Origin of the sequence: Burkholderia sp. AU31652 (assembly GCF_002223155.1) — a bacterium.
In the GTDB taxonomy this organism is placed as follows: Bacteria; Pseudomonadota; Gammaproteobacteria; order Burkholderiales; family Burkholderiaceae; genus Burkholderia.
Genome location: NZ_NKFG01000005.1, coordinates 1,200,952 through 1,222,168 on the forward strand (window position 1 = coordinate 1,200,952; position 21,217 = coordinate 1,222,168).

Here is a 21,217-nt window from a genome sequence, read left to right on the forward strand (position 1 = left end):
CCTTACTCATAGTCTAAAAAACGGAGTCCCCATGCGCCCAGCTTTTTCGGTCGTTTTCCTCACCACGCTGTGCGGTGCCGCGCAGGGTCTGTTGCTGACGCTCGTGATCGTCGAGGCACTGGCGCGCGCGGCAGGCGTCGATATTGCCGCGTCGTTCTACGTGACCGGCGCCGCGCTGTCGGTCTCGCTCGGCGCACTCGGCCTGCTGGCGTCGTTCTTCCATCTCGGCCACCCCGAACGCGCGTGGCGTGCGATCGCGATGTGGCGCACGTCGTGGCTGTCACGCGAATGCATCGCGCTGCCGGTGTTTCTCGCGTGTGCGTTCGCATATGGCGCGGCGCACCTGTTCGGCTGGCCGGGCACGTTGCGGATCGGCGCGGTGGGCGCGCTCGCGAGCGTTGCGCTGTTCGTGTGCACCGCGATGATCTACGCGTGCCTGCGCTTCCTGCAGGAATGGGCAAGCCCGCTGACGCTCGTGAACTTCGTGCTGCTCGGCTGCGCGTCCGGCTGCACGCTGGCGACGGCGTGCGCCGCGTGGCTCGCGCCGGCGCTGGTCGGCCGGCTTGCGGTGGCTGCCTGCGTGCTGACGCTCGCGGGCGGCGTGGCGCGGCTCGCGTCGCTCGCACGCAATGCGCGGCTGCGGCCGAAGTCGACCGTGCAGAGCGCGACCGGGATCCGCAGCGACAAGGTCGAGCAGAAATCGCGCGGCTTCACGGCCAGCGCGTTCAATACGCGGGAATTCTTTCACGGGCAGGGCAACGGCACGCTGCGCGCGGTGAAGGCCGGCTTCCTGATCGGCGCATTCGCGGTGCCGTTCGTGCTGACCGGCGCGGGCGCGCTCGCGCCGACGTCGGTCGCGGCCGCCGTCGCGCTTGGCGCGGCGTTCGTGATCCAGTATGCGGGGCTGGTCGCGGAACGCTGGTTCTTCTTCGCGGATGCGCGGCATCCGCAGAACCTCTACTACCAGCGCGCGTCATGACGTTGCGCGTGCGCCGCCACGCCGTGAGGGAACTAGAACGTGTCCGCGAGCGCGCGGGCCGCTTCCTGCAAACGCGGCACGTGGTCGAGCAGCCGCGACAGCGGTGCGCGCGACACAGGTGCATGCACGGCGACCGCGGCGATGCACGCGCCGTCGTCGCCGACGATCGGCGCCGCGATGCACACGATGCCCGCGACGAATTCCTCGTTGTCGATCGCGACGCCCTTGTGCGCGGTGCGGTCGAGTTCGGCCTCGAGCAGCTCGGGGTCCGAGATCGTGTTCGGCGTGTAGCGCGGCAGCGCCAGTGCGCGCACCAGCGCGGCGCGTTCGTCGCGCGGCAGCAGCGCCAGCAGCAGCTTGCCGCTGGCGCTGCAATGCGCGGGCACGCGCGAGCCGGGCTTCAGGTCGAGCCGCAGCGGCCAGTCGGCTTCGACGCGGTCGAGATAGACGACTTCCGTGTCGTGCAGCGCGGTGAGGTTGCAGGTTTCGCCGAGATCGGCGACGAGCCGTTCGAGGATCGCGTGGCGCAGCCGGCGCGCGCCCGCATGCAGCATCACGCCGGTGCCGAGCCGCGCGAGGCGCGGGCCGATCGCATACGCGTTCTTGCGGCCCGGCTCGCGGATCACGAGGCCGCCGGCTTCGAGCGACGCGAGCATCCGGTGCAGCGACGCCTTCGGGATATCGACTTCACGCACGAGATCGGCGAGCGACACGGCGTCGCCGGCCTGGACGAGATGTTCGAGCAGCGCGAAGGCGCGCAGCGTGGGCGTATCCGCGGGCAGCATGGCAGGCGTTCCGGAAACTGGATGACGGCCATTGTACCGAACGGCCCGGCAGGCCGGCCGCGTGGGGCAGTGGGCGCGGCAACCCGGCACGCATTTTCAGCGACGGAACGAATCGTTCCATAAACGCGACCGGCGCGGGCGCGAAGATCGATGCCCGCGCGGCCAGCAACGACAGCAACGACAGGAGCGCAACGCAATGGATGGGGTGGCGAACAAGCCGGACTGCATGGTGTCGGTCCGCGAACGGTTCGGGTTCGATTCGGACCTGATGGTGCCCGCGTTCAGCACGCGCGACGATCACGTACCCGATATCGACGATGCATACCGTTTCAACCCGGACGTCACGCTCGCGATCCTCGCGGGCTTCGCACGCAACCGCCGCGTGCTCGTGCAGGGGATGCACGGCACCGGCAAGTCGACGCATATCGAACAGGTCGCGGCACGGCTGAACTGGCCGTGCGTGCGCGTGAACCTCGACGGCCACATCAGCCGGCTCGACCTCGTCGGCAAGGATGCGATCGTCGTGCGCGACGACGTGCAGGTGACCGAATTCCAGGAAGGAATCGTGCCGTGGGCATTGCAGCGCCCGGTTGCGCTGATTTTCGACGAATACGACGCGGGGCGGCCCGACGTGATGTTCGTGATCCAGCGGATTCTGGAGCGCGACGGCAAGTTCACGCTGCTCGACCAGAACCGCGTGATTCACCCGCATCCGTCGTTCCGGCTGTTCGCGACCGCGAACACGGTCGGGCTCGGCAACCTGAACGGGCTTTACCACGGCACGCAGATGCTCAACCACGCGCAGATGGACCGCTGGAACGTGGTCGCGACGCTCGACTACCTGCCGCGCGACGAGGAGATCGGCATCGTGCGGGCGCGCGTGCCGGAACTCGCGGACGAAGCCGGCCGCCCGCTGCTCGAATCGATGGTGAGCCTCGCGGAACTGACGCGCAACGGCTTCGCGACCGGCGACCTGTCGACGCTGATGTCGCCGCGCACGGTGATCAACTGGGCCGAGAACTGCCAGATCTTCCGCGATCCGGCGCTCGCGTTCCGGCTCACGTTCCTGAACAAGTGCGACGACGCGGAGCGGCCGGTCGTCGCCGAGTATTACCAGCGCTGTTTCGGCGAGGAGCTGGCGGTTGCGTCGCGGGCCGGCGGCGGCGAGCCGGGGGCAGGGCGGTGAGCGCCGATCGCGACGCCGCGCGCCGCGCGTCGGCGCGCGAAGCGCTGGGTGCGTCGACGGTACGCGCGCTGACGCGTGACGCGGCGCTGCATTACCGCGCGGGCCGCGTGTGCCGCGACCTGCGGCCGTTGCCGATCCATGCACCGCACCTGCGCGCGCAGGCCGCCGACGACGATCTCGCGTCATGGCGCGGCGCGGCCGACGGTGCCGCGCTGCGCATCCTGCATTCCGATGCGGACCTGCATCGCGCGTTGTCCGGCGACGATCCGGTCGAACGCGTGCTGTTCGAGATGCTCGAGCAACTGCGCTGTGAGTCGCTGGCGCCGCCAGCCATGCGGGGTGTCGTGCAGAATCTGCGTCATCGCTTCGAGACCTGGTCACGCGCGTTTCACCGGTCGGGGCAGGCCGATACGCATGTCGGGATTCTCGTGTACACGGTCGCGCAGATCGCATGGTCGCGGCTGACGGGCTGGCCCGTGCTCGAAGAGACGGAAGACCTGATCGAAGCATCGCGCGCGGCGATCGTGCCCGAGATCGGCGTGCAGCTTGCCGGGCTCAAGCGGTGCCGGCACGATCAGCGCGCCTTTGCGGAACATGCACTCGCGCTCGCGAAGTGCATTGCGGCGATGATCCGCGATGCGCGTGCAGCCGTCGTGGAAACGGAGACGGAAGACGCACGCGAGCAGGACGATGCACTGACGAATTTCTCGCTCTGGGTCGATTTCGACGAGACGGGCATCGATATGCCGGCACTCGTGGAGACGGGCGACAGCGTCGTGCTGCAAGGCGGCGACGCCGTCTACCGTGCATACACGACGCGCTACGATCGCGAGCTTCGACCGGCCGCGCAGATCCGCGCGGCACTGCTGCGCGAGTATCGCGACCGGCTCGACGCCCAGGTCGCCGCGCAGCGGATCAACGTCACGCGGCTCGCGCGTGTGCTGCGCGCGGCGCTCGTCGTGCCGCAAGCCGACGGCTGGTCGTTCGGCGAGGAGCATGGCCGCCTCGACGGCCGCCGGCTCGCGCAACTCGTCAGCTCGCCGGCCGAACGGCGGTTGTTCCGGCTCGAACGCGTGCGGCCGCATGCCGACTGCGCGCTCGCGTTCCTGATCGACTGCTCGGGGTCGATGAAGACGTGGATCGACGGCGTCGCGCTGATGGTCGACACGCTGGCCCGCGCGGGCGACGCCGCCGGTCTCGCAACCGAAGTGCTCGGCTTCACGACGCTCGCCTGGAACGGCGGCCGTGCGCGGCAGGACTGGCTCGCGCGCGGCAAGCCGCGCCATCCGGGCCGGCTCAACGAAACCGGCCACCTGGTGTTCAAGGACGCGGATACCCGCTGGCGGCATGCGCGCACGGGCATTGCCGCGCTGTTCAAGGCTGATCTGTTCCGCGAAGGTGTGGACGGCGAAGCGGTCGAATGGGCGTGCGCGCGGCTCGCGGCGCGGCCGGAGGCGCGCAAGATCCTTGTTGTGATCTCCGACGGCAGCCCGATGGACGGCGCGACGGCGCTCGCGAACGATCCGTTCTACCTCGATAACCACCTGAAGCAGGTGGTTGCGCGCCAGGAGTCGGCGGGCCGCGTCGAAGTGCTCGGGTTGGGTGTCGGGCTCGATCTCGGCCCGTATTACCGGCACCGGCTGGCGATCGATCTTGCGTCGGCGCCGGACATGAAGCGGCTCGTTGAAATCGCCGGATGGATCGGCGCGCGGCGGTGACGCGGGTGACTGCATTCGACGCGGATGCGTCGAGTCCGAATCGATCGCCGGGAACAAGGCGGTTCGACGCGGCGCGTGCCGCGCGACATCAAGCGCGATGCAGCAGCGGCGGCAGCGACGTCGCGATCAGCCCGATACCGATCGCCATCAGCACGCCGAACGCAAGCCGGCGCAGCGCGACCGGCGACAGCGGCGGCGGGTACTGGCGCGCGGCCACCGTCGTCAGCATCACGACCGGCGTCGCGATCGCGGCCAGCAGCCAGATGTCGCGATCGAGCTGGCCTTCGCATGCGCTGTACAGCACGCGCGTGGCCGAGGTCGTCGTGAACAGCACGATCAGCGCGCAGCGGATCTGCACGAGCGTCAGCGGCTGCCGGTAGAACTGGAAGATCAGCGGCGGCCCCGACACGCCGAACATCCCGCTCAGCAAGCCGCCGAACAGGCCGCTGACGAAGAAGCTGCGGTTGTCCGAGCGCTCGGTGAGCGGCGTCGGGCGCAGCGCCGCGCTCAGGCCGCCGTACAGCACGACCGCGCCGAGGATCAGTTGCAGCAGGTCAGCCGCCGATCGGCTCAGGCATTCAAGCAGCAGCACGCCCGCGACGACCGACGGCAGGATGCCGAGCGTCGCCGCGCCGACCGCGCGCCAGTCGATGTGATGCAGCCGGCCGGGCAGTGCGGTCGCGCCGTTCGCGAGCGACACGACGCTCATCAGCGTGGCGACGGTGGCAAGCGGCGCGAGCCCGAAGCCGCTCGTCGCGCCCATCACGATCATCCCGAGCCCGAACCCGGTGACGGTCTGGAAATAGCTGCCGGCGCCGATCACCGCGATCAGGATCGCCAGTTTGTCGGCTGTCATGCGTGTGCGGCCTCGCCGGTTGCGGCGCGCTGCGCGGCCGCCTGCGCCTGCACGGTGGTCGCCGCGATCACGTGATACACGTCGTCGGCGCTGCAGCCGCGCGACAGGTCGTTCGCGGGGCGGCGCAGCCCTTGCAGCAGCGGGCCGACGGCCTTCGCGCGGCCGATCCGTTCGGCGAGCTTGTAGCCGATGTTGCCGGCTTCGAGGCTCGGGAACACGAGCACGTTCGCGTGGCCGCCCACCTGTGAATGCGCGATCTTGCGCTCGGCGATTTCGGCAACGATCGCCGCGTCGAGCTGCACGTCGCCGTCGATCGCGAGGGTGGGGCGGAGTTCGCGCACGTGCGCGGTCGCGGCCGTCACCTTGTCGACCGCCGCGTGATGCGCGCTACCGCTCGTCGAGAACGACAGCATCGCCACGCGCGGCGCCTCGCCGAGCAGCGCGTGCGCGCTGTCGGCGGCAGCCATCGCGATCTCGGCGAGTTGATCGGCGTCCGGATCGACGACCAGCGCGCAGTCGGAGAAGATCAGCCCGCCCTTGATCGTGTGAAACGGCTCGCACAGCATCATCAGGAAGAAGCTCGACACGATCCGGAACGCCGGATCGACGCCGATCAGCTGGATTGCCGCGCGCACGACGTCGGCCGTCGCATGCACGGCGCCCGCGACCGAGCCGTCCGCATCGCCGAGCCGCACCATCAGGTTCGCGTGGCAGAGCGGGTCGAGCACCGCGTCGCGCGCGGCATCGGCCGTCATGCCCTTGCTCTTGCGCAGCGCGTGCAGCGTGTCGGCATAGGCGTCGCGTTGCGTGGCGGTGGCCGGATCGACGAGCGTCATGCCGTCGAGATCGATCGCGTCGCGCGCGGCCGCCGCGTGAATGGCCGCACGGTTGCCGACCAGCACGATGCGGGCGATGCCGTCGCGCGTCGCGCGCGCGGCGGCCTGCAGCACGCGCGGATCGTCGGCTTCGCACAGTGCGATGCGCATCGGCTGGCGGCGCGCGGCGTCGAGAATGCGGTCGAGGGCTTTCATCGTTCGCTCGGGTAAGAAAAGAAAAAACGGCCGGATGCGGCGGCCCGCACGGGGCACGGCGTCCGGCCGGAGGGCCGGCCGCGCGAGAGGGGCGCGCGGCCGGCAACGGGGTGCGTCGGCGACGCGGCGTTACACGTAGTCCTTGTACTTGTCGAGCATGCGCACCGGCTTCGACAGCGCATCGCGACGGAACGGGTCGCCGAGTTCGCGCGTGCACATGATCTCGATGATCGTCGTCTTGCCTTCGTTCATCTGCATGTCGATCGCGCGCTTGAGCGCCGGGCCGACATCCTCGAGGCGGTCGACCGTGATCCCTTCCGCACCCATCGCCCGCGCGATTGCCGCGAAGCTCTGGTTGTCGAGTTCACCGGCGACGAAGCGGCGGTTGTAGAAGTCGACCTGGTTCTTCTTCTCCGCGCCCCATTGACGGTTGTGGAACACGACGGCCGTGACCGGGATGTTGTGGCGCACGCAGGTCATCGTTTCCATCAGGCTCATGCCCCACGCGCCGTCGCCCGCATACGACACGGCCGGGCGGTGCGGCGCGGCGACCTTCGCGCCGATGATCGTCGGGAACGCATAGCCGCAGTTGCCCCAGCTCATCGCCGCGAAGAAGCTGCGCGGCTTGTTGAAGCGCAGGTAGCTGTTCGCGACCGAGTTGATGTTGCCGATGTCGGTCGACACCATCACGTCCTCGGGCATCGCCTTCTCGAGCTCGCGCAGCACCTGGCGCGGATGCAGGTACTGGCCGCCGCTGAACGGCTTCTCGTGCTTCTGCTCCTCGATCATGTCGAGGCTGTACGCGTCGCGCTCGTGCGTCCAGTCGTCGAGTTCCTTTTCCCACGCGGCCTTCTCGGTCGCGATCTGGTCGGCGCGCTCGCCGCGCGAGCCGTCGCACGCGAGCGTGCGACCTTCGAGGCGTTGCGTGAGCGCGACCGCCGCGGCCTTCGCGTCGCCGCAGATGCCGACCGAGATCTTCTTCACGAGGCCGAGCATCTTGTGATCGGCGTCGATCTGGATGATCTTCGCGTCCTTCGGCCAGTAGTCCATCCCGTGCTGCGGCAGCGTGCCGAACGGCCCGAGGCGCGAGCCGAGCGCGATCACGACGTCCGCGCGCGACAGCAGCTTCATCGCCGCTTTCGAGCCCTGGTAGCCGAGCGGGCCGCACCACAGCGGATGGTTCGCCGGGAACGAGTCGTTGTGCAGGTAGCTGTTGACGACCGGCGCACCGAGCCGTTCGGCGAGCGCCTTGCATTCCTCGATCGCGTCGGCCATCACGACGCCGCCGCCCGAGATGATCACCGGGAATTTCGCCTGCGCGATCAGTGCGGCTGCGTCGTCGAGGCTCTGTTCGCCGCCGGCGCCGCGATCGAGCCGGCGCGGTTGCGGAATCTCGACCTTGACCTTGCCGTAGAAATAGTCGCGCGGGATGTTCAGCTGGGTCGGGCCCATCTCGGCCTGCGCGCGGTCGAAGCAGCGCGCGGTGAATTCGGCCATCCGCGCCGGGTGCGTGACGTGGCCCTGGTATTTCGTGAATTCCTGGAACATCGGCAGCTGGTTCGCTTCCTGGAAACCGCCGAGGCCGATGCCCATCGTGCCGGCTTCCGGCGTGACGATCACGACCGGGCTATGCGCCCAGTACGCGGCCGCGATCGCCGTCACGCAGTTGCTGATGCCGGGGCCGTTCTGGCCGATCACGACGCCGTGGCGGCCCGATACGCGCGCATAGCCGTCGGCCATGTGGCCCGCGCCCTGCTCGTGCACGACAGGAATCAGGCGGATGCCGGCCGGCGCGAAGATGTCCATCGCATCCATGAACGCGGAGCCCATGATGCCGAACATGTCGGTCACGCCGTTGGCCGCGAGGGTCTCGACGAAGGCTTCGGACGGCGTCATGTCCTGCGGACCGTTAGCCGATGCACGCAGGGAAGTGGATTGTTCGCTCATGGGTTGTCTCCGATTGTTCAATTAACGGAACGTCTCGTTCCAGATGCTATTTGCTGGGGAAGGCCGGTCAAGTCATTCCGCCCGCTGCCGGGAAATGTGGAATGAAATGAATCGATTCGTTTCAAAATGCGCGCCGGGCACGGTGGCCTGGGCGGTGCGCTCAGGCCGGCTGCTTCGGCCGTTCCTTGCGGAAGGCACGCTTGACGGCGATCAATCCGTCGCGGAATTCGAACAGGTCGCAGCCTTCGGCCTCGATGCGCCAGCCTTCGGCGTGCGTGCCCGTGAACACCCATTCGGAGACGCCGCGCTCGCCGGCGACGGTGTGGCGGCCGTGGCCCCAGTGCGCGTCGGGGAAGGTCTTGAACACGGCTTCGAACGCGGCGCGTACCGCGTCACGGCCGACGAAGCGCGTGCCGTGGATGTCGGGGCCGCCGGCCGCGTCGAACACGCAGTCCTCGGTCATGAAGCCCATCAACGCATTGGCGTCGTGCCGGTTGAAGGCGTCGGAAAATGCCGCGAGCGTGGCGGCCGTGACGGGGCCGGTGAGCGTATCTGTCATAACGTGTCTCCTGTCGAATGGTGGGCGGTGCGCAAGGCGCTGGCGCGCATGCGGCACGCGGTATCGACACGTTAGTGAGCGCTTGTTATTGGCGGTAGCGCCAGTGGGGGGGATTCGCTTGGGCCAGCGGGAGAAGCCGGGCCGGTGCGCCCGGCTACCGGCGCCCGGTGGCTGCCCGACGGCGGGTTCGTTGACGCGCATCGACAGAAATCACCGGTGCGGATCAATGGGCAAAAAGATCAGCCGCAGGGGAGTGTCGCGAATCCGTCGCTGTTGCACGATGAGTCACGGCGTGCGGAAACCGCACGGCAGCAGCGCCGGCCGACGAGGGGATACATCGGAGTGCCCGATGCATCCCCGCCGGTCATGCGGACATCAAGACGCCGCCATCCCGATCCCGAACACATGCATCTTGCCGGCGCTCACCTGCCGCGGCAGCACGATGCTCGTCACCACCTTGCCGAGCGGCACCGGAATCTTCTGCGCGAAGATATAGGTCTTGACGTTGTCCTGCTGGCCGCTGCCCGAATTGCGGTACGCCATCGTGACGGCGATCGCCGCGCTGGCATGCGCGCTGCCGCCATTCAGCGTCCAGTCGTCGAAAGCCAGCGTCACAGCCTGACTCGATCCATCCGCAAAATTCAGCTGAGCCGTGCCGCTGCTCGGGCCATTGTTGGCCGAGCCGAGCACCACCACGCCGGTGCCGGCCGATCCCGGCGGCAGCATCACGGTCTGGCCGACGGTCACGGTGTTGTCGAGCGAGAGCGGCCCACCCGCCACCGCGACGCTCGCGCCGGCCACCGCGAACGGCTTGCCGGGCTGCACGCCCGCCGCTGCCAGCGCATTCAGCGAGTAGCTGAACAGGCTGCCGTCGAAGTCCGCGCCCTGGCCGTCGGCATTGGTCGCGCCGTCCGCGCTGAAGCCGCGATTGTTGTAGCTGTCGATCGCGTTGACCGCCACCGGCACGCCGAACGACGGCGGCTGCTTCCGGCTGCCCCATTGCGACGGCGCGCTGCCCATCGCGAAGTGCAGCGTCGCGCCGTTCGCGATGTCGTCGTAGGCGACCCACGGCACATCGTGCGCGCGACCGTTGATCGACAGCGACTGCACATAGCTGGACGCGGGTGCACCTTCGGCACGAATCCGCCACGTGCGACCGTTGCCGAGCCGGACGTCGATCTGCGGGAACTGCGGACTGCCGATCGCCAGGCCCGCCACGCCGGGGATCTGCGGATACAGGCCCAGCGCGCCCCACACATACCAGCCCGACACGGCGCCGAGGTCGTCGTTGCCCGGCAAGCCGTCGGGGCCGGTGCCGAACGCGCTGGCGAGGATCTGCTGCACCACGCGCTGCGTGCCCGACGGCTGCCCGGCCCAGTTGTAGAGCCAGGGCACCTCGAAGGTCGGCTCGTTGCCCATGTAGAAGTTGGGCAGGCTCAGGCCCGCATTGAGCACCGTGAAGAACTGGTCGAGCCGCGACGTCACCGCCGCATTGCCGCCCAGCTGTGTGAACAGGCCGGCGCCGTTGTACGGCACCATCCACGTGTACTGCTCGGCATTGCCTTCCACGTAGTTGTCGCCGCTGCTCGGCGTCTCGGGAATCCACGCGCCGTTCGACTGGCGCGCCGCGATCAGCGGCGGCGTCAGCGTGGTGTCGAGCAGGTTCTGCCAGTAGGCCGAGCGGCTCAGCAGCATGCGCTGCGTGGCGGTATCGCCGAGCGCCCCGGCGAAGCGCGAGATCGCGAAATCGCTGCTCGTGTATTCGAGCGTGGACGAAGCCTGCCCCCACTCGCCGTTGGTGATGTAGCCGGTCTGCAGGTAGCTCGCGCGGCCGCCGTTGGTGGTCACGTTGTTGCAGGCCGTGCCGGGGATGTTCGCCATCTTCACCATGTGCTGCAGCGCGGACCGCGTATCGAAGCGCCGCGCGCCGAACGCATAGGCGTTCGAGACGATCAGCGAACCGGCGTCGCCCGGCATCACGCCGTCCTCGACGTTGTCGTTGACCCAGTGCGGAATCGCGCCGCATTGATCCGCGTCGTTGATCAGCGACTGGATCATGTCGCTGGTCTCGGACGGATTGAGGATCGACTTCAGCTGGATCAGCGAGCGGTAGATGTCCCAGCCCGAGAACGACGAATACTGGGCCTGCTGGCCCTTGGCGACCTGATGCACGGTGTTGTCGAAGCCGATGTACTGGCCGTTCACGTCACTGAAGATGCTGGGTGCCCACAGCGCGTGATACAGCGCCGTGTAGAACTTTTTCTTCGCGTCGAGCGTGCCGCCCGCCACGCGGATGCTGTTGAGGCGATCATTCCAGATGCGATCGGCCTGCGTGCGGACACCTGCGAAGTCCCAGCCGCGATTTTCCGCGTCGAGGTTGGCTTTCGCGTTGGCGACGCTGACGTAGGAGAGGCCGATCTTCATCCTGACCGTCTGGCCCGGGCGGAAACCCAGTTGGGCCACGCCGTGCGTAATCGACGCCGACGTAAAAGCCTGGTCGAAGGCGGCGTAGAAGTAGACGGGTACCGGCACCGAGTTGCCGCAGAAGCCGCCGCCGATCGTGCTGCCGGAAATGGCGCTGCCGGAAACCTGCGTGATGGCGCCGGTGGTCGAGGTCTTGGTGTTGGTGCGGGTCGCGTCGAGTACCAGCAGCGCGGGTTTGCCGGCCGGGTACGCGAACTGGCCGAAGCCGGTGCGCAGGGTGGCGGTCAGCTCCACCTTGATCTGCGAGTCGAGCAGTACGGAATAGTAGCCGGGCCTGGCCGTTTCATTCGCATGACTGAAGGTTGGCGAGAGCTGCGTCGGGTCGGTGGTCGGCATGACCGGAAATTCGCCGTTGTTGCCGCTGCAGCCGGCGCCCGGCATGTGCGTCAGGCTGAAGCCCTGGATCGAGTGGATGTCGTAGTAGTAGCCGGCGGGCGAGTTCGGCTCCTGGCTGTTGCTCGGCGCCGGCGTGGTGTTGGTGTCGGGCGCCCACTGCACCATGCCCGACGGCAGGCCGGCGGCCGGTTCGACGCTGCCGGCCTGTCCCGCCGGCACCGGGTTCGGCGAATTGCTCGCGAGCGTGCCGATCAGCGGATCGACGTACTGTGTCAACGACAGGTTGCGGTTGTCATCGAGATTGGTCGTATCGGCCGCGGCGTCCGACGGGCGTGCCGCCAATGCCGACGCCGCAGTTCCGTCGCTGCCGTCACCGCCTCCGCACCCGCTCAACGCGCACGCCGCGGCCAGGATTGCCGCGAGCGTCGTGAATCGAATCATGATCGCCCCCTCCGGTTATCCATGCATTTTTTCATCGGCAGTCCAATCGATCGAACCGTCGGTTCGTCGTGGATTGTTGCCGTCTTTCAGCGTCGTAACACTAGGATTTGGATGAATCCGTTGTCAATCGGATTTGGAGAGTTGTAATGTTTTTATTGGATTTACTAAACGAATCGAAACGAAAACAATCCAGGCGATCGTGTGTTGAAGCCGCACTGTAGCGGTGTGCAAGCGTGAGCGATGCACGCGGTGTCCGATGAAGCAGCGGATATGGCCTGCCGGTCGAATCGATGCATCTTGCGTTCACGTCTGCGATTCATCGATACCCGACGAGGCGGTCCGCAAGCGCGCGGCCGTGAGTCACTCTGCAGGATGACTCACGGCCGATCGTTGAAACGGGTTTGCCAGCTGCAGCACGCACAACGCTCGTGCTCCCGGGTGACTGCGCCGCGCCGGCGCACGATGCCTGTTCACGTGTGGTCAGGCCACCGGACGTTGCGTACGCACGCATTGTGCGAGCGCTCTCACACCCGGCTCGATCCGCTCGAGCGGGATCGCAGAAAACCCCATCCGGAAGCAGCGCCGCGCATCGCCTTCATCGTTCATGAAGAACACGCTGCCCGGCTCGATCAGGATGCCGGCTTCCTGTGCATCGGCGGCGAGGCGCGTCGCATCGAGCCACGGCGGGCCCTCGACCCAGCACGATGCACCGCCCGTCACCGGCACGTACCGCGCTTCCGGCAGATGCGCATCGAGCGCGGCCATCAACGCCTGCGAGCGCTCGCTGTAAGCATGCGCGAGCCGGCGCAGCAGCGCGTCGTGATGGCCGAGCGCGAGAAAGGTCGCGAACGCGCGCTGGATATACGCAACCGGGTGGCGCACCATCAGCCGCCGCAGCGCGCGCAGTTCGCGGATCAGCTCGCGCGGCCCGACCACGTAGCCGAGCCGCAGCCCCGGCGCGAATGTCTTCGACAGGCTGCCGACGTAGATCACGCGGTCGGCCGTGTCGAGGCTCTTCAGCGCCGGATGCGGCGTGCCGGAGAACGTGTTCTCGCTCTCGTAGTCGTCCTCGATGATCACGAAGTCATGCTGCTGCGCGCAATCGAGCAGCGCGCGGCGGCGTTCGACCGGCATCGTCGCGGTGGTCGGGCACTGGTGGCTCGGCGTCACGTACACGTAGTCGCAGCGCGAGAGCGTTGCGCCGAGCGCGTCGGGTGCGATCCCGTGGCCGTCGACGGGCAGCGGCAAGAGCCGTGCGTTGCGGTTCTCGAAGATGTTGCGCGCGTCCGGATAGCCGGGGTTCTCGAAGCCGACCGTGGTGTGCTTGCCGCACAGCAGGTCCGCGATCAGGTACAGCGCCTGCTGGCAGCCGTTCGTGACGACGATCTCGTCGGGCATCGCGAACACGCCGCGCCGTGGCAGCACGCGCGTGCGGATCTGCTGGATCAGCGATTCGTCGTCGCGCTCGATCAGGTCGGGCGCCCAGTTGCGGATCTCCATCACCGACAGCGCCTTCAGGCAGCATTCGCGCCAGTCGTTGGTCGGAAACAGCGACTGGTCGAACTGCCCGTAGATGAACGGATATTCGTAATGCTGCCAGTTCGCGGGCTTCACGATGTTGCGCTGCCTCGACGGCGGATGTGCGATGCGCTTGTCCCATGCGGGGCGGCCCGGCGTGTCGTCGCCGCCGCCGGGCTGCGCGGCGGGCTTGGCGGCCGCGAAGCCGGGCACGCCCTCGAGCATCTTCGGGTTCACGAAGTGCCCGCTGCGTTCGCGCGAGATCAGGTAGCCCTCTTCGACGAGCATCTGGTACGCGAGCACGACGGTGTTGCGCGCGACGCCGAGCTGGTCGGCGAGCTCGCGGCTCGACGGCAGCGCGGCATCGGGCGCGAGCTGGCCGTCGAGGATCGCGGCCACGAGCATCCGCCGGATCTGGTCCTGCAGGCTCGACGCCGACGACCGCCGGAACTGCTGGGCCCATAAGGCGGTCGGGGTACGACTCGGCATGCTTCCTCCTGTGATCGATACGGGAAACGCGAGGCGGTGCGCGTGGCGTGCGTGCGGCCCGCGAGGGGCGCGATGTCGCGAGAATACGCGCGCCGCGCCGCGGATGTGGACTCAATGAAAGGTGCCGTCTGGCACTACTGCGCGCCGACGTGGCAAGACGATACTCAAACCGTCGCCGCTGGACGATCCGGATTAGTCCCCGGTTCGCGGGCGCAGGGAGGCGTGCGCGCATCGCGTTCGCCTGCAACGTGTTGCCAAGGAGAGGCGCGCCATGCACGTCGTCGTGTTCAGGGATCGCTGCGAGCGCGTGATCCGCATCGTGTTCGACGACGCACGCGCGACGGCGGTCGCGTATCGCGACGACGAGGCGATCGGCGAACTCGATATCGACGACCACAGTGGCGATGCCGTGCGATCGCCGTCGCTCACGCGGCTGTACGTCGAACCCGCGTATCGGCGCAGCGGCATCGCGCACACGCTGCTGGCGTGCGCGTCGCGCGAATTCGGGCGGCCGATCCGCATCGATGCCCGCGCGCGTGAATGGCCCGATACGCCGGCCTGGGCGACGCTGTGCCGCTGCCTCGAATACGAAGGGCTGGTGGTGGTGCGCTAACCGACAGCGTGACCAAGATCACGCTGCACCAAGACGGAGACGACATGAGCACGGTCCTGAAGCCGATTCCCGCATCCGACGTGCGGCACGAAGCGCTGCGCATCGACGGGCAGCGCGTGTGGCGCGACGCGGTCATCGACGTGCGCAACCCGTACGACGGCACGCTGGTCGGCACCGTGCCGAAGGCGACGCTGGACGACGTGCGGCGTGCCTTCGCGGTCGCACGCGCTTACCGGCCGACGCTCACACGTTACGATCGAGCGACGATCCTGCGCCGCGCGGCCGACATCGTGCGTTCGCGCACCGCCGAGATTGCAGCGCTGATCACGGCCGAGTCTGGTCTGTGCATCAAGGATTCGACGTACGAAGCCGGCCGCGTGGCCGACGTGCTGACGTTCGGCGCGGGTGAAGTGCTGAAGGACGACGGGCAGATCTTCTCGTGCGACCTGACCCCGCACGGCAAGAAGCGCCGCGTGTACACGCAGCGCGATCCGCTGCTCGGCGTGATTTCCGCGATCACGCCGTTCAATCACCCGATGAACCAGGTCGCGCACAAGATCGTGCCGTCGGTGGGCACCAACAACCGGATCGTGGTGAAGCCGTCGGAGAAGGTGCCGCTGTCGTGCTACCTGTTCGCGGACATCCTGTATGAAGCCGGGTTGCCGCCGCAGATGCTGCAAGTGCTCACCGGCGACCCGAAGGAGATTGCCGACGAGCTGATCACGAACCCGGCGATCGACCTCATTACGTTCACGGGCGGTGTGTCGATCGGCAAATCGATCGCGTCGCGGATGGGCTACCGCCGCGCGGTGCTCGAACTCGGCGGCAACGATCCGATCATCGTGATGGAAGACGCCGATCTCGACGAAGCGAGCACGCTCGCGGTGTCGGGTTCATATAAAAACTCGGGGCAGCGCTGCACGGCGATCAAGCGGATGCTCGTGCACGAGTCGGTGGCCGATCGCTTCACGGAGCTGGTGGTCGAGAAAACGCGTGCGTGGTCGTACGGCAATCCGGCCGATCCGTCGGTCGACATGGGCACGGTGATCGACGAGGCCGCCGCGAAGTTCTGCGAGAAGCAGGTGAATGACGCAATTGCACGCGGGGCGCGGCTACTGGTCGGCAACGTCCGCAGCGGCGCGCTGTATTCGCCGACGGTGATCGATCGCATGACGCCCGACATGCCGCTCGTGAAGTACGAAACCTTCGGCCCCGTGTCGCCGATCATGCGCTTTCGCGACATCGACGACGCGATCCGGATGTCGAACAGCACCGACTATGCCCTGTCGTCGTCGGTCTGCACGAACCGCTTCGACCACATCACGCGCTTCATCACCGAGCTGGAAGTCGGCAGCGTGAACGTGCGTGACGTGCCGGGCTACCGGCTCGAAGTGACGCCGTTCGGCGGCCTGAAGGATTCGGGGTTGGGCTACAAGGAAGGCGTGCAGGAAGCGATGAAGAGCTTCACGAACGTGAAGACGTATTCGCTGCCGTGGTGAGCGCGGCGGGGAAGGGCGCATCGCGCCCGCCCGCCGCCAACCGCGTTACTGATAGAAGTTGAGCGTGACCATCGCCGAACGGCCCGGCGCCCACGTCGCGTAGATCGGATACGCGCTCGCGTAATACTTCTTGTCGAACAGGTTCTGCACGTTGAGCTGCACGTCCATCGTCTTGTTCACGCGCCACGTCGCAGCCGCGTCGAAGCGTGCGTAGCCGGGCGTCCATTTCTTCGTCGTCGCCGACACCGACGCATAGGTCTGGCTCATCACCGTCGCACCCGCGCCGAGCGTGAGCTTCGGCATCACGTCGTAGCTCGTCCACAGCGTGAAGTTGTGCTTCGGCACCATCACCATCGGCAGGCCCGATGCGCCCGGGCTGCCGGGGCCGGCATCGGTCGTGATCGCGTTCAGGTACGAGTAGCCGCCGAACACGTGCCACTTCGGCGTCAAGTTGCCCGCGAAACCGAATTCCGCGCCGCGAACACGCTGTTTGCCGGCATTAACCTGGCGACCGAGCCCATCGGGGACTTGAGCGTTGTTTTTCTCGGTGTCAAAGAGTGCAGAGGTCAACGAAAGTTGCTCATCCAGCACGTCCCACTTCGCTCCGATTTCGATGTTTCGCGTGCGTTCCGGCGACAGGTTCAGCGTGTTTGCCGTGAGCTGATCAGTTCCGCCGCCAAGGCCACCGTTCGAACCGGGTGGGTTCGACGACGTGCCATAGGATGCGTAGAGGCTGACATTGCGGACGGGTTTGTACACGAGACCAAACTGGTAACTGAACAGATTTGACGTGTTTGACAGGTCGGCGACGCCGGCCTGTTTGGCCGTCGTATCGTAGCGGTCGAAGCGCAAACCTGCATTGAACAACCATTGTTCGGTCAGTTTCACCGTGTCGAAGATGTACGCTGACGCGGTGGTCGTACGGGTGTTCGTCGTCGCGCCGGGGAAGCCCTTGTCTCCATTCAGCACGATATTGCCGGTCCACGGCATGTTTGGATTCCATCCGCCAGAGATTGGTGCACAGAACGCTGGCGATGTGACGCAGATGTCTCCCGAGCGGAGGTTCGTGCCTGAAGCGTCCGAGACGAGATACCCCTCGTAGCGGTTCTGCTCCTGACTGAACTCCACACCAGCGGTCATCGTGTGCTGCATGCCGAACAGATTTGCTCGGCCGGTAATCTCGGTCTGGTTGGCGACACCGTTGGTCGCGTACTTGCCGCTCTTTGCCTGCATGCCGAGTCGGTCGGGGTACTTGGTTGAGATCTGCGGGTTCGTCGCCACGTAATCGAGCGTCGAGCGGCCGAACATCGTCGTGTTCTTCAGCTTCCAGTCGTCGTTGAGCTTGTGCTCGACGCGCACCTGGGCGGTGTCGGTCTGCCCGTAGCGGTAGTCGCGCGTGTTCAGCCCGAAGAACTGCCCGCGATCGGTCGGCACCGGCGTGCCGCCCGACGCGCGGAACGGCACGCTGAAGTCCGGCATGTCGTACGAGTTCATGTGGTAGTAGCTGACCGTGACCGTGGTCGGCGTATTCAGCCCGAACACGATCGACGGCGCGACGCCCCAGCGCTTGTTGTACACGTCGTTGCGGCCGGCCTGGTTCGCGTCGTGACCCATCACGTTCAGGCGCACGGCAGTCGTGTCGTTGATCTTGTGGTTCGCGTCGACCGTCGCGCGCTTGTAGCCGTCTGTGCCGAAGCCGATGCTGCTGTTGATGAAGTTGTCGTTCTTCGGCGTCTTCGTGACGATGTCGATGCTGCCGCCCACCGAGCCGCGGCCCGCGTAGACCGAATCCGGGCCCTTGATCACGCTGATCTGCTCGACCGCGAACGTTTCGCGGTTCTGCAACCCCGAGTCGCGCATCCCGTCGACGAAGATCGAGTTGCGCGATTCGAAGCCGCGGATCACCGGGCGATCGGCCGACGGGTTCGCGGCCGCATCGCCGCCGAGGAACGTGATGCCCGGCACCGAGCGCAGCGCGTCCGCGAACGACGTGACGTTCTTTTCCTTGATGAGTTGCTCGGGGATCACCGTGACCGAGCGCGGCGTGTCGAGCAGCGGCGCGGTGAACTTGTACGACGGCGAACGTTTCACCTGCATGTCCGACGGCGCGGTCGACTGAACATTGATCGTCGGCAGCGTCGCCCGCACGTCGGCGGACGGGGCCGGCTGGCCGGCGGCGGGTGCGGGAGCAGGGGCGGTTTCGGCGGAAGCGAGCAGCGGGGTCAGGAACACGGAGCAGGTCAGCGCCGACACGAGGGCGCGAGGCCTCGTCTTGAACTGGGCGGGCATATCGAGAGGCAGCAGAAGGTTCGGTGAGCAGGTGCGTCTTCTCGATGCCGGGCGGGCCGCACGGCACATCGGAAAACGTCAATGTAAATGCGTATGATTCGCGTTTGCGGTCGCAATTGTACGGATTGGTACTAATTCTGTAAACGATCGAATGGTTTTTGTACTAATTTGGTCGGGCTTTCGTGGGGGGCGGATTGCCTTTGCGTGGCGTGCAACACCACTTTCCATCACCCGGCCGTGCGCGGCGGCGACGACTCGATACACTGCCGTACCGGTTGGACGGGCCCCGGCAAGCTGGCCCCGAGCATGGAGACAACACAAGATGGACACCCAACGCGCAGCAGTCGTCACGTACCGAGGCGATGCGATCGAGAACACGCACGTCGCCCATGTGGCGGTGGTCGATGCACGCGGCCGGCTGCTGGCCCGGTTCGGCGATCCGTTCCGGATGACGCTCGCGCGCTCGGCGGCCAAGCCGGCGCAGGCGCTGTCGGTGCTCGAGACGGGCGCGCCCGAGCGCTTCGGCTTCGACGATGCGGACATCGCGCTGATGTGCGCATCGCACAGCAGCGAGGACCGGCACATCGAACGCACGCGCGCGATGCTCGCCAAGGTCGCCGCGCACGAATCGGACTTGCGTTGCGGCGGCCATCCGCCGTTGTCGGACGCGGTGTACCGCGCGTGGATCAAGCGCGACTACACGCCGACCGGCGTGTGCAGCAACTGCTCGGGCAAGCACGTCGGGATGCTGGCCGGCGCGCAGGCGATCGGCGCCGCGATCGCCGATTACCACCTCCCCGAGCATCCGATGCAGGTGCGCGTGAAGCACGTGGTGGCCGATGCGTGCGGGCTGCGCGACGACGAGGTCGAGTGGGGCATCGACGGGTGCAACCTGCCGACACCGGCGTTTTCGCTGGACCGGCTCGCGCGGCTTTACGCATCGCTGGCCGACGGGGCGGATACGGTGGAAGCGGGCGGTGACGCAATCACCGATCGCGTCCGCGCGCTGGCGCGCATTCATCATGCGATGACCGCGTATCCGGAGCTGGTTGCCGGCGAAGGGCGCTATTGCACGGTGCTGATGAACGCGTTCGGCGGGCAGGTGGTCGGCAAGCTCGGCGCCGATGCGTGCTACGGGATCGGCGTGCGGGCGTCCGAGCGCACGCGGGCGCTGGGCGCCGATGGCGCGCTCGGCATCTCGGTGAAGATCGAGGACGGCAATCTCGACGTGCTCTACATGGTCGTCAGCGAACTGCTCGAGCGGCTGCAGATCGGCACGGCCGAGCAGCGCGCGCCGCTGGCCGGCTTTCATCGGCCGCGGATGCTCAACACGCAGGGTGTCGAGATCGGGCACGCCACGTTCCCGTTCGAATTGCAGGCGGCTTGATCGGCCTGAACGGCGCGGATGCGCTGCTGCCGGTGGTCCGCGACGCGGGCCGTGCGCAGCGGCGCGAACCCGACCCAGGGCGCGTGCGCTACACGCTCGCGCCGCGAATCTTCGTCAGCTCCAGCGCCGACAACTCGCCGATATGCGCGAGGTGTTCCGCGAGAAAGTCCTTCAGCACGCGCAGCTTCGCCGAGCTGCGCCGGTTCGCCAGATACGCGATGTAGATGTATTCGCCGGTCAGCCGGTTCTGCAGCCGGTAGCGCGGCAGCACGGCTTCGAGCCGCCCGCTCGCGAGCAGGTCGCGCACCAGCCAGATCTCGAACTCCGCGATGCCGAGCCCCGCGCAGGTCGCTTCGAGCAGCAGCTCCGAATGGTCGGTGACGAGGTTGCCGGCCGGCAGCACGCTGTGATGCGCGTCGCCGTTCACGAGATCCCAGCGCGGATCGCCTTCCGGATGCACGTAGCGCAGGCAGTTGTGTTGCTTGAGGTCGTCGGGCGTGGCCGGGCGCCCGCAGCGGTCGAGATAGCCGGGCGTCGCGCACAGGATGCTGTCGTTGCGCGACAGGCGGTGGACGACGAGGTTGTCCAGGTAGTTCTCGCCTTCGTGAATGTCGAGATCGAAGCCGCCGGCCACGAGGTCGTTGTGGTTGTCGGTGAGCCGCACGTCGAGCTGGATCGTCGGGTAGCGCGCGAGGAACGGCGCGACCAGCGGTGCGAGATGGCGGCGGCCGAACGCCACCGGCGCGGTGAGCTTCAGCGGGCCGCTCGGCTGCGCATTCAGCTCGGCGACCACGCGCAAGGTGTCGTCGAGATCGGCGATCAGCGTGACGGCGCGTTCCAGGTAGATGTGGCCGGCTTCGGTGAGCGTCACGCTATGCGTGGAGCGGTGCAGCAGCGCGACGCCGAGCGCCTCCTCGATGGCCGTGACCTTGCGTGCGACGGTGGACGTCGACACGTGCATCTCCTTGGCGACCGCCGAAAAACTCCCCGTTTCGACCACCCTGACGAACGCGCGCATCGCGCCCATGTGATCGATGCCGGTTTCCCTCGCGCCTTTTTTCATCCGATTCTCATTGTTGCGTGCCACGCAAAACCGCTTT

At 67.2% G+C, this 21,217-nt stretch carries 15 protein-coding genes; 6 read left to right on the forward strand and 9 right to left on the reverse strand.

Features of this window, described 5'->3' with window-relative positions; all coding sequences use genetic code 11:
• Positions 1-31: 31 nt before the first annotated feature.
• The gene (locus tag CFB40_RS22995; RefSeq protein WP_089432471.1) at positions 32-979 is read left to right on the forward strand and encodes a dimethyl sulfoxide reductase anchor subunit family protein; all 948 of its coding nucleotides are present in this window, start codon (positions 32-34) and stop codon (positions 977-979) included.
• Positions 980-1,011: 32 nt separating this feature from the next.
• Here the strand turns inward: CFB40_RS22995 and CFB40_RS23000 are convergent, their stop codons facing one another.
• On the reverse strand, positions 1,012-1,764 hold the full coding sequence (locus tag CFB40_RS23000) for an IclR family transcriptional regulator (RefSeq protein WP_089432472.1): 753 nt from the start codon (positions 1,762-1,764) through the stop codon (positions 1,012-1,014).
• 196 nt (positions 1,765-1,960) lie between these two features.
• On the opposite strand from CFB40_RS23000, the gene CFB40_RS23005 reads away from it, so the two are divergent.
• Positions 1,961-2,950, forward strand: coding sequence for an AAA family ATPase (locus tag CFB40_RS23005; RefSeq protein ID WP_089427827.1), 990 nt, complete (start codon positions 1,961-1,963; stop codon positions 2,948-2,950).
• Entirely contained in the window at positions 2,947-4,668 is a 1,722-nt protein-coding gene (locus CFB40_RS23010; protein WP_089432473.1) for a cobaltochelatase CobT-related protein, read from the forward strand. Before CFB40_RS23005 ends, CFB40_RS23010 begins: the two co-directional genes overlap by 4 nt.
• A gap of 88 nt (positions 4,669-4,756) precedes the next feature.
• Here the strand turns inward: CFB40_RS23010 and CFB40_RS23015 are convergent, their stop codons facing one another.
• The 6 genes from CFB40_RS23015 to pdxR all read right to left on the reverse strand — a co-directional run bounded on the left by CFB40_RS23015 (position 4,757) and on the right by pdxR (position 14,329).
• Complete coding sequence (locus CFB40_RS23015; RefSeq protein ID WP_089427825.1) at positions 4,757-5,524, reverse strand: sulfite exporter TauE/SafE family protein; 768 nt, start codon at positions 5,522-5,524, stop codon at positions 4,757-4,759.
• Positions 5,521-6,555, reverse strand: a complete 1,035-nt coding sequence (gene pta, locus CFB40_RS23020; protein WP_089427824.1) for a phosphate acetyltransferase — start codon at positions 6,553-6,555, stop codon at positions 5,521-5,523. Before pta ends, CFB40_RS23015 begins: the two co-directional genes overlap by 4 nt.
• Before the next feature lie 129 nt (positions 6,556-6,684).
• A complete protein-coding gene (gene xsc / locus CFB40_RS23025) occupies positions 6,685-8,502 on the reverse strand; it encodes a sulfoacetaldehyde acetyltransferase (RefSeq protein ID WP_089427823.1) in 1,818 nt (605 codons plus the stop codon).
• A gap of 160 nt (positions 8,503-8,662) precedes the next feature.
• Positions 8,663-9,061, reverse strand: a complete 399-nt coding sequence (locus CFB40_RS23030) for a nuclear transport factor 2 family protein (RefSeq protein ID WP_089432474.1) — start codon at positions 9,059-9,061, stop codon at positions 8,663-8,665.
• Between the two features lie 375 nt (positions 9,062-9,436).
• A complete protein-coding gene (locus CFB40_RS23035) occupies positions 9,437-12,322 on the reverse strand; it encodes a GH92 family glycosyl hydrolase (RefSeq protein ID WP_089432475.1) in 2,886 nt (961 codons plus the stop codon).
• 480 nt (positions 12,323-12,802) lie between these two features.
• Complete coding sequence (gene pdxR, locus CFB40_RS23040) at positions 12,803-14,329, reverse strand: MocR-like pyridoxine biosynthesis transcription factor PdxR (RefSeq protein WP_089432476.1); 1,527 nt, start codon at positions 14,327-14,329, stop codon at positions 12,803-12,805.
• 271 nt (positions 14,330-14,600) lie between these two features.
• Between pdxR and CFB40_RS23045 the strand changes: the two genes are divergently transcribed.
• Positions 14,601-14,942: a GNAT family N-acetyltransferase gene (locus CFB40_RS23045; RefSeq protein WP_089432477.1), complete on the forward strand. Its 342-nt coding sequence runs from the start codon at positions 14,601-14,603 to the stop codon at positions 14,940-14,942.
• A 44-nt stretch (positions 14,943-14,986) separates the two neighbouring features.
• Entirely contained in the window at positions 14,987-16,441 is a 1,455-nt protein-coding gene (phnY, locus tag CFB40_RS23050) for a phosphonoacetaldehyde dehydrogenase (protein WP_089432478.1), read from the forward strand.
• Between the two features lie 45 nt (positions 16,442-16,486).
• Here phnY and CFB40_RS23055 read toward each other — a convergent pair whose 3' ends face one another.
• Positions 16,487-18,730: a TonB-dependent receptor gene (locus CFB40_RS23055; protein ID WP_089432479.1), complete on the reverse strand. Its 2,244-nt coding sequence runs from the start codon at positions 18,728-18,730 to the stop codon at positions 16,487-16,489.
• 322 nt (positions 18,731-19,052) lie between these two features.
• On the opposite strand from CFB40_RS23055, the gene CFB40_RS23060 reads away from it, so the two are divergent.
• The gene (locus CFB40_RS23060) at positions 19,053-20,117 is read left to right on the forward strand and encodes an asparaginase (RefSeq protein WP_089432480.1); all 1,065 of its coding nucleotides are present in this window, start codon (positions 19,053-19,055) and stop codon (positions 20,115-20,117) included.
• A gap of 88 nt (positions 20,118-20,205) precedes the next feature.
• On the opposite strand, the gene CFB40_RS23065 is transcribed toward CFB40_RS23060, so the two are convergent.
• Positions 20,206-21,180, reverse strand: coding sequence for a LysR family transcriptional regulator (locus tag CFB40_RS23065; protein ID WP_089429133.1), 975 nt, complete (start codon positions 21,178-21,180; stop codon positions 20,206-20,208).
• Positions 21,181-21,217 lie beyond the last annotated feature (37 nt).

Bases quoted from the DNA above. Each gene is read 5' to 3' on its own strand.
- pdxR (WP_089432476.1), bottom strand. From the start codon at position 14,329: ATGCCGAGTCGTACCCCGACCGCCTTATGGGCCCAGCAGTTCCGGCGG.
- CFB40_RS23005 (WP_089427827.1), top strand. From the start codon at position 1,961: ATGGATGGGGTGGCGAACAAGCCGGACTGCATGGTGTCGGTCCGCGAA.
- CFB40_RS23030 (WP_089432474.1), bottom strand. From the start codon at position 9,061: ATGACAGATACGCTCACCGGCCCCGTCACGGCCGCCACGCTCGCGGCA.
- xsc (WP_089427823.1), bottom strand. From the start codon at position 8,502: ATGAGCGAACAATCCACTTCCCTGCGTGCATCGGCTAACGGTCCGCAG.
- pta (WP_089427824.1), bottom strand. From the start codon at position 6,555: ATGAAAGCCCTCGACCGCATTCTCGACGCCGCGCGCCGCCAGCCGATG.
- phnY (WP_089432478.1), top strand. From the start codon at position 14,987: ATGAGCACGGTCCTGAAGCCGATTCCCGCATCCGACGTGCGGCACGAA.
- CFB40_RS23055 (WP_089432479.1), bottom strand. From the start codon at position 18,730: ATGCCCGCCCAGTTCAAGACGAGGCCTCGCGCCCTCGTGTCGGCGCTG.
- CFB40_RS23000 (WP_089432472.1), bottom strand. From the start codon at position 1,764: ATGCTGCCCGCGGATACGCCCACGCTGCGCGCCTTCGCGCTGCTCGAA.
- CFB40_RS23060 (WP_089432480.1), top strand. From the start codon at position 19,053: ATGGACACCCAACGCGCAGCAGTCGTCACGTACCGAGGCGATGCGATC.
- CFB40_RS23015 (WP_089427825.1), bottom strand. From the start codon at position 5,524: ATGACAGCCGACAAACTGGCGATCCTGATCGCGGTGATCGGCGCCGGC.
- CFB40_RS23045 (WP_089432477.1), top strand. From the start codon at position 14,601: ATGCACGTCGTCGTGTTCAGGGATCGCTGCGAGCGCGTGATCCGCATC.
- CFB40_RS23035 (WP_089432475.1), bottom strand. From the start codon at position 12,322: ATGATTCGATTCACGACGCTCGCGGCAATCCTGGCCGCGGCGTGCGCG.
- CFB40_RS22995 (WP_089432471.1), top strand. From the start codon at position 32: ATGCGCCCAGCTTTTTCGGTCGTTTTCCTCACCACGCTGTGCGGTGCC.
- CFB40_RS23065 (WP_089429133.1), bottom strand. From the start codon at position 21,180: ATGAAAAAAGGCGCGAGGGAAACCGGCATCGATCACATGGGCGCGATG.